The organism is [Phormidium] sp. LEGE 05292 (assembly GCF_015207735.1).
Classification (GTDB): Bacteria; Cyanobacteriota; Cyanobacteriia; order Cyanobacteriales; family Aerosakkonemataceae; genus Floridanema.
The window spans coordinates 23971-31365 of record NZ_JADEWG010000080.1 but is presented as its reverse complement, the minus strand read 5'-3'; the positions used below and the strand labels follow the sequence as shown (position 1 = coordinate 31365).

At 41.6% G+C, this 7395-nt stretch carries 7 protein-coding genes; 5 read left to right on the top strand and 2 right to left on the bottom strand.

All coding sequences use genetic code 11. The annotated features are described in order from the left end of the window. The first annotated feature begins 163 nt into the window (after window positions 1–163). The 4 genes from IQ264_RS20415 to IQ264_RS20400 all read left to right on the top strand — a co-directional run bounded on the left by IQ264_RS20415 (window position 164) and on the right by IQ264_RS20400 (window position 3404). The gene (locus tag IQ264_RS20415) at window positions 164–1189 is read left to right on the top strand and encodes a M23 family metallopeptidase (RefSeq protein WP_228061675.1); all 1026 of its coding nucleotides are present in this window, start codon (window positions 164–166) and stop codon (window positions 1187–1189) included. A gap of 243 nt (window positions 1190–1432) precedes the next feature. Then, on the top strand, window positions 1433–1978 hold the full coding sequence (locus IQ264_RS20410; RefSeq protein WP_193982639.1) for a late competence development ComFB family protein: 546 nt from the start codon (window positions 1433–1435) through the stop codon (window positions 1976–1978). A gap of 103 nt (window positions 1979–2081) precedes the next feature. After that, entirely contained in the window at window positions 2082–2741 is a 660-nt protein-coding gene (locus tag IQ264_RS20405; RefSeq protein WP_193982638.1) for a sigma-70 family RNA polymerase sigma factor, read from the top strand. 111 nt (window positions 2742–2852) lie between these two features. Continuing rightward, on the top strand, window positions 2853–3404 hold the full coding sequence (locus tag IQ264_RS20400) for an anti-sigma factor family protein (RefSeq protein ID WP_228061674.1): 552 nt from the start codon (window positions 2853–2855) through the stop codon (window positions 3402–3404). Window positions 3405–3466: 62 nt separating this feature from the next. On the opposite strand, the gene IQ264_RS20395 is transcribed toward IQ264_RS20400, so the two are convergent. Both IQ264_RS20395 and IQ264_RS20390 read right to left on the bottom strand, forming a co-directional pair. After that, window positions 3467–3886: a gamma-glutamylcyclotransferase family protein gene (locus tag IQ264_RS20395; RefSeq protein WP_193982637.1), complete on the bottom strand. Its 420-nt coding sequence runs from the start codon at window positions 3884–3886 to the stop codon at window positions 3467–3469. Window positions 3887–3924: 38 nt separating this feature from the next. Continuing rightward, complete coding sequence (locus IQ264_RS20390; RefSeq protein WP_193982636.1) at window positions 3925–4455, bottom strand: DUF29 domain-containing protein; 531 nt, start codon at window positions 4453–4455, stop codon at window positions 3925–3927. A 149-nt stretch (window positions 4456–4604) separates the two neighbouring features. On the opposite strand from IQ264_RS20390, the gene leuS reads away from it, so the two are divergent. Next, window positions 4605–7166: a leucine--tRNA ligase gene (leuS, locus tag IQ264_RS20385; RefSeq protein WP_193982642.1), complete on the top strand. Its 2562-nt coding sequence runs from the start codon at window positions 4605–4607 to the stop codon at window positions 7164–7166. Window positions 7167–7395 lie beyond the last annotated feature (229 nt).

Sequence of the window (7395 nt, the reverse complement as noted above, 5' to 3'; positions counted from 1 at the left end):
GACAAGGGGACAAGGGGACAAGGGGCTAGGAAAGCCTTGAGTTTTGAGTTAGGGAGAAAGTTCTGAGTTTTGAGTTTGCGCCTGGAGCCCCTGGAGACCCTCTTGGCATAGTTCCTGATTAGCGGTAGTCTATACTGCCAGTGGGACTGTAGTGGAACTCATCATGAGTATTTGGCAGAGAAAAATTTTGGACGGGAAATTGCGGGTTTTGCGATCGACTATCAGTTTATTCAGGCGCAGTACCAACTCACCAAACAAAAGCAGCAGGGTAAATATGTTTTCCTTTGTACCAGAACTTAAAAATAAAATTAAACGAATTCCTTTTGCTTTCTCCCTTCTGCCTTCTGCCTTATTTATCCTAACTACGGCGATTTTATTTTTAGCTGCACCTGCGATCGCTCAAAGGGTTCAGTTATCGCCAGCTAATCCCAGGTTGGGGGATACAATTTCTGTGGTGATTCAGGATGCTTCTAAACAAGAGGCAAAACCGACGGTAACGATGAATAACACGACTTATCCGATGTTTCCGATCGGCGCGAGTACCTATCGGGCATTTTTGCCGACAACGCCACTGGAAAGAGCGGGAGTCCGCAAAATTCAAGTGCAAGTAGATGGACAAGTAGAAAATCTTTCGGTGAATGTAGGCGATCGCACTTTCCCCGTCCAACGTATTCGCATTGTTTCCAGCAGCAGTGGCGGACTAGAACCTACCCAACATGAATTAGACCGAGTAGCAGCTTTTCGCCAACTAGTCACCCCAGAAAAATATTGGAATGGCCCATTTATCCCGCCCAGTCGTGCTCGGCGTAGTACCGGATATGGAGTGCGTCGTTACTACAATGGTGTTTTTGCTAAAGACTACTACCATCGCGGTTTAGATTTTGCTGGCGCTCAAGGTTCGCCAGTAGTCGCCCCGGCACCAGGTAAAGTAGCTTTGGTAGGAAAACTTGCCGAAGGTTTCCGGTTGCATGGGAATATAATTGGCATCGATCACGGTCAAGGAGTAACGAGTGTATTTCTGCATTTGAGCCGAATTAACGTTCAAGAAGGAGATTTAGTGCAATCAGGTCAAGTCATTGGTGCCGTTGGTTCCACTGGTGCCGCTACAGGCCCTCATCTACACTGGGGTTTGTATGTTAATGGCAAATCGATCGATCCTGCACCTTGGTTGGCTCAAACGATGGAATAGAAATATATTTGTTAAGGAAACACTTGATTAATTCCCGGAATTAGAACCAGAATGTAGTAAAAATGAAAATCCCAATTAGGTAAAAAATCCTGATTCTAAATCACGAAATACTACAGTTGGTTGCTCAATGTGTCAGAAAAATAAACTTTCTACAATACAGTTGAGTGCTACTTCAGGGTGAGGGAATATGAAAGAAAAATTAGCTCGTCTAGCAAAAGTGCCTTGGGGAGCCATAGAGAAATTATGAGTATTGAAAAAATAGTTGAACAAGCCTTACAAGATGGTTATCTGACACCAGCAATGGAAGCGGAAGTAGCAAGGATCTGCGATACCGCCTCTGAGCTTTCCATTGAAGAGTATATGGCGCTAGACCGACTTATGGGATCGCTATTAACTGGTGAAGTGGTGGCGGTGCCGCGTAAACAATTTATTAATGTTATGGAAGAGTTGGTTCTCACAGAAGCGATCGCTCGCGTAGCAGAAATTGAAGCTAATAGTAACCAAGTATTAGATGTAGGTGATATAGCAGCTTATGCCCTAAACCGATTACCTCCCCTCTACGCTACCACCGAAGAAGGTGCTACCTATCAACGTCAGCGGGCGAAGGTAGAACTGCAAGATATTATTGCTGAGCAAGTTCGGGAAGCTATCAACCGTAACTTAGCTAAACCAGAAACAGACTCCTCCCGAATATTACTCGGTAAAGCTTCCAAAACTGATGTGGTACAGCAGGTAAGTTCTTTATTACAAGCTTATGCTCCTACCTTTGAACCAAAACCAGACAAATAATCTAGATCAAATCAGGTTAGACCAATATCATTGTAGATGCAGGAACTTTTCTAACAGTAGTAGCGTCTTTTCGGAATAGGACGTTATTAATCTGTATCTGTCCATGAGTCAATCAATTCCTGTATCCTGGTCTAGCGCTGAGGTTATGATTCCTCAAACGCAAGTGCAGCCTGTAGAAAAACTCTCTAACTACGATTTAGTTTTGCGCTGCCAAACTGGTCATCGACCGCAACGTGAGGCATTCGCCGAATTGTTGCGCCGATATCAGCCCCATGTGGAGAAGATTTTATATCATCTGGCTCCAGATTGGCAGGACAGAGCAGATTTAGCCCAAGAAGTCTGGATTCGCGTTTATCGCAATCTTAAGCGCCTCAATGAGCCTGTAAAATTCCAAGGCTGGCTGAGTCGGATTGCGACAAACTTGTTTTATGACGAGTTACGGAAACGCAAGCGCGTTCACCAACCTTTGTCATTAGATGCGCCGAGAATGCTCGATGATGGCGAAATGGATTGGGAAATTGCGGCGGATAATCCTGGCCCAGTAGAAAAATTAACTACTACTGAGTTTTATGAGCAATTGCATACTGCGATCGCAGATTTACCAGAAGTTTTTCGCATAACCATAGTTTTGCGCGAAATTGAAGGTATGGCTTATGAAGAAATTGCCGAAATTACCGGAGCTTCTCTGGGAACGGTGAAATCGCGAATCGCTAGAGCAAGGCAAAGACTTCAGTCCCAATTGCAAAACTATTTAGATAGTTAATAAAACTTCAAAATGGGTTCATAGCCCCTATCGGCTGTTTTATGATCCATAGTAGACTAGCCATTACTCACCAAAGGGTTTCCTGACCCTCCTGTTACGGAAGGATTTGATATGACTCCTGAGTTTGAATCCCAAAAACACAAACACAATTCCTTTGGGGATTCGCCAGATCCCTGTCAGTGCGCTCGTGATATGGAAAAGCGCGATTGCTTTGAACTACTTAGCGCCTACCTGGATGGAGAAGTGAGTGCAACAGAACGCAAACAAGTAGAGGACTGGTTAGAAACCGACCCCAACATTCAATGCTTATATAAAAGATTACTTAATCTGCGTCAAAGATTACGGAGCGCACCAGTACCAGCTTCCACTCAACCTGTAGATGTCACAGTAGATCAAGTATTCTCTCGTTTAGAAAATCGTCGCCGCAAACCTATTTTATTTGTAGGGGGAGCAGCAATTGCAGCTGCTGTAATTGCTGCTGTATCAGGAATTTTCGGCAACCAAAATGCTTGGTCGCCGCAAATCGCTAATTCTCCTGTTAGGTCTGATTCTGAAGCTTTGACGATCGCCCTAAGCGAACCCGTAATCCAAATTCCTCAAGTATCAAATGGAACATATAAATATCAAAAATCCCCAGTAGCTTACCCGCACACGGTTAAATAATTGGACAAGGGAATTGGGGACGAGGAGACAAGGGGACAAGGGGACAAGGGAAAATTTAAAATCTATTGTCCTGTCCACCAACCAGAGGGAATTAGTACTCCGCCAATTTGTTCAACTTGGTCTAGAGTCATAAAATAAGCCCAAGCTAAACCTAAAGGTTTTGCTTCGGGACTGTAAACTTCTAATTGCTTGCGGTTATAAAAATTTTTCTCTGGGGGACACTGGGGGTCGTGTCCTTCCAGTGGGTCGAGATTTTGGAGAATATAAGGTGTGTTAAAGGTCAGCAAGTAACCTTGAACTACACCTTTACCAAAAACCATTGCGGGATAACCTACAGGTAAAGCGAATAATTGACCTTGAACAGTCGCTCTTGTTGCCGCTACTACTTTACCACCACAATAATGTTGATAATTGGACTCTCCAGGTTTGAGAGTTCCATAAACAAATACTTTTATTAATTCTGAATTAGGTTGCTGAAACATTCAATTTTGGATTTTAGATTTTTTTGATTTCCCTCTGGTTAAGATTCAGGTGAGATGCCATAGATTGCCAGTAAATCTCTGTCTGAATCTGTAATATCACCTGGGAAAAAGTTGGGATTTTCTATTTCTTCCCATGAGTAAGGACAGAGTTTTGGAAAAATATCTATTCCGATTCCTGTTTCATCAATAGCTAGGTCAACTCCAGATGAATAAGCTGCATCTTTGGCATCATTTAGGAAAGGTTTTAAGCTGGGATTTTCCCGAATTATATTTTTGATTTCATTTCGCTGTTCTCGAATTGTTCTAATCCAACTTCTCGATCGATGAATAGGTTGATATTGCCACTTTAATAAATGTCCAATAATAATTTTTAACCGATTTACTAACTCTCTTTTTTCCTGTTTACCCAAAGATTCTATTTCCTCAATTAAATTCTCAATATCAAGATTCTCTATGTCACGCTGACGCAACAACTGAACTTGTTTTTGAGTCCAAGCGTAAAAGTCAGTATCATACAAATTGATGAGTGGAAGGTTCATCCTGTCTTCTTCAGATGGCTTTGTACTCATTTAATCTATATCATTATCATTAAGTATGGAAAAAATTATAGCTGTAACCTTAAGCGGTAGTTCATTCAAGGATATGTCAAAATATTGAGGCAGAAGTGATACGGCTAACGGTACGCTATGCGATCGCCAAATATAGTAGGAGAATTAAAGTGGAATCTCGATATAACCCGACAGCAATAGAGGAAAAATGGCAGAAAACTTGGGCTGAACAAGGATTAGACAAAACCCCCACAGAGAAAGACAAACCCAAATTTTACGCATTATCCATGTTCCCCTATCCATCGGGCAACCTGCACATGGGTCACGTTCGTAACTATACAATAACGGATGTGATTGCCAGAGTATATCGGATGCAGGGTTATCGCGTACTACATCCAATGGGATGGGATGCTTTTGGACTCCCCGCAGAGAACGCCGCGATAAAAAAAGGCATTCATCCAGCGAAATGGACTTACAGTAATATTGCCCAAATGCGATCGGAATTAAAACGCCTTGGGTTATCTTACGATTGGGATTGTGAACTCGCCACCTGTTCCCCCGATTACTATAAATGGACGCAGTGGATATTCTTACAATTTTTCCAAGCAGGATTAGCATATCAAAAAGAAGCCGCAGTTAACTGGGACCCTGTTGATCAAACAGTTTTAGCCAATGAACAAGTTGACAGCGAAGGACGTTCTTGGCGTTCTGGCGCAATAGTGGAAAAGAAAAAATTGCGCCAATGGTTCCTTAAAATTACCGACTACGCCGAACAATTACTTCAAGATTTAGATAAATTACCAGGTTGGCCCGACAGAGTAAAATCAATGCAAGCTAACTGGATTGGTAAATCTGTTGGCGCTTATTTAGAATTTCCTATAGTCGGAATGGATGAGAAAATTGGTGTGTTTACCACTCGTCCAGACACAGTTTTTGGTGTTAGTTATATAGTACTTGCACCCGAACATCCGTTAACACCAAAAGTCACCACATCCGACAATAAAGAAAAAATTGAAACATTCATCAAAGAAGTTGCCAGTCAAAGTGAATTAGAACGCACTGCGGAAGATAAACCAAAACGGGGAATTCCTACAGGCGGAACAGCAATTAATCCATTTACAGGTGAAGAAATTCCCATTTGGATTGCTGATTACGTATTGTATGAATATGGCACAGGCGCGGTAATGGGTGTACCCGCTCATGATGTTAGGGATTTCAAATTTGCTACAGAACAAAACTTACCCATTAAAGTAGTAATTACTCCCGCAGAAAGTGCCGAAGAACAAATCACCGAAGCATACACAGAACCAGGAATTATGATTAATTCCGGTGACTTTAATGGGATGAATTCTACTGAAGGGAAACAGGCAGTTATTGACTATGCAGAAAAACAAGGTTTTGGCAAAGCAAGAATCCAATATCGATTGAGAGATTGGTTAATTTCGCGTCAACGTTATTGGGGTGCGCCAATACCTGTAATTCATTGTCCCAAATGTGGAATTGTCCCAGTTCCCGAATCAGAATTGCCCGTAGTTTTGCCAGAAAATGTCGAATTCAGTGGTCGTGGCCCTTCGCCTTTGGCACAATTAGGAGAATGGGTAAATGTGCCATGTCCGAGTTGTGGAACTGCGGCAAAAAGAGAAACCGATACGATGGATACTTTTATCGATTCATCGTGGTATTATTTGCGGTTTACTGATGCCAAAAATGAGAAACAGGTGTTTGATTCTGGGAAAACAAATGATTGGATGCCTGTGGATCAATATGTAGGTGGAATTGAACACGCGATTTTACACTTACTTTATTCTCGCTTTTTTACTAAGGTGTTGCGAGACTGCAAACTCCTCAACTTCGACGAACCATTCAACCGCCTATTAACACAAGGCATGGTACAAGGATTAACATATACAAATCCCAAAAAATCAGGAAATGCTAAATACATTCCTTCCGCTTTAGTTAATCCCAACGATCCCAAAGATCCAGAAACAGGAGAACCCTTAGAAATCTCCTATCAAACCATGTCTAAATCTAAATATAACGGCGTAGCGCCAGAAGATGTAATTAACAAATATGGTGCAGACACCGCCCGAATGTTCATCCTTTTCAAAGCGCCACCGGAAAAAGATTTAGAATGGGATGATGCAGATGTTGAAGGACAATTCCGCTTTTTAAATCGCGTTTGGTCTTTGATAACAGAGTATAGTGAAACGACACCTGCAAAAACCCAAAAAGGCGAATTAAGCAAAGCAGAAAAGGATTTACGTCGCGCAATTCACACTGCAATTGATGAAATTTCCAAGGATTTAGAGGGAGATTATCAATTAAATACTGCGGTTTCCGAGATGATGAAATTGAGTAACGCACTCAAAGATGCAACTTGCAAAAATTCCGCAGTTTATACCGAAGGAATCGAAACTTTAATCTTGCTTTTGGCACCGTTCGCACCTCACATTGCCGAAGAATTATGGCAGATGATTGGTAATCAAGAATCTGTCCATAAACAAACTTGGCCAAAACTTGATGAATCAGCTTTAGAAGTTGATGAAATTACCTTGGTAATTCAAATTAATGGAAAAACTCGCGGCACAATTCAAGCACCTGCTAATTTAGATAAACAGGGATTAGAAAAATATGCCCGTGAATCTGACGCTGCGAAACGTTACCTTGAGGAAGGAAAGGAACCGAAAAAGGTAATTGTAGTACCAGGAAAATTAGTAAACTTCGTAATTTAAACCTAGCAAAATCATTAGTCATTTGTGGTTAATTCAACAAATGACTAATGAGAAATTACCAAGGAAAATTAAGCCATGAATAACTTATTAACTAAGTTTCAACAGTAAATTTTTTGAACCGCAAAGGACGCGAAGGACGCAAAGAAGAGGGAAGAAGAGAGAAGAATAAGAAAGAGAGAGGTCAAATGGAACTGCATCCCAACTAAAATATATCTGTATTCTTATCTGT

Bases quoted from the DNA above. Each gene is read 5' to 3' on its own strand.
- IQ264_RS20415 (WP_228061675.1), top strand. From the start codon at position 164: ATGAGTATTTGGCAGAGAAAAATTTTGGACGGGAAATTGCGGGTTTTG.
- IQ264_RS20410 (WP_193982639.1), top strand. From the start codon at position 1,433: ATGAGTATTGAAAAAATAGTTGAACAAGCCTTACAAGATGGTTATCTG.
- IQ264_RS20405 (WP_193982638.1), top strand. From the start codon at position 2,082: ATGAGTCAATCAATTCCTGTATCCTGGTCTAGCGCTGAGGTTATGATT.
- IQ264_RS20400 (WP_228061674.1), top strand. From the start codon at position 2,853: ATGACTCCTGAGTTTGAATCCCAAAAACACAAACACAATTCCTTTGGG.
- IQ264_RS20395 (WP_193982637.1), bottom strand. From the start codon at position 3,886: ATGTTTCAGCAACCTAATTCAGAATTAATAAAAGTATTTGTTTATGGA.
- IQ264_RS20390 (WP_193982636.1), bottom strand. From the start codon at position 4,455: ATGAGTACAAAGCCATCTGAAGAAGACAGGATGAACCTTCCACTCATC.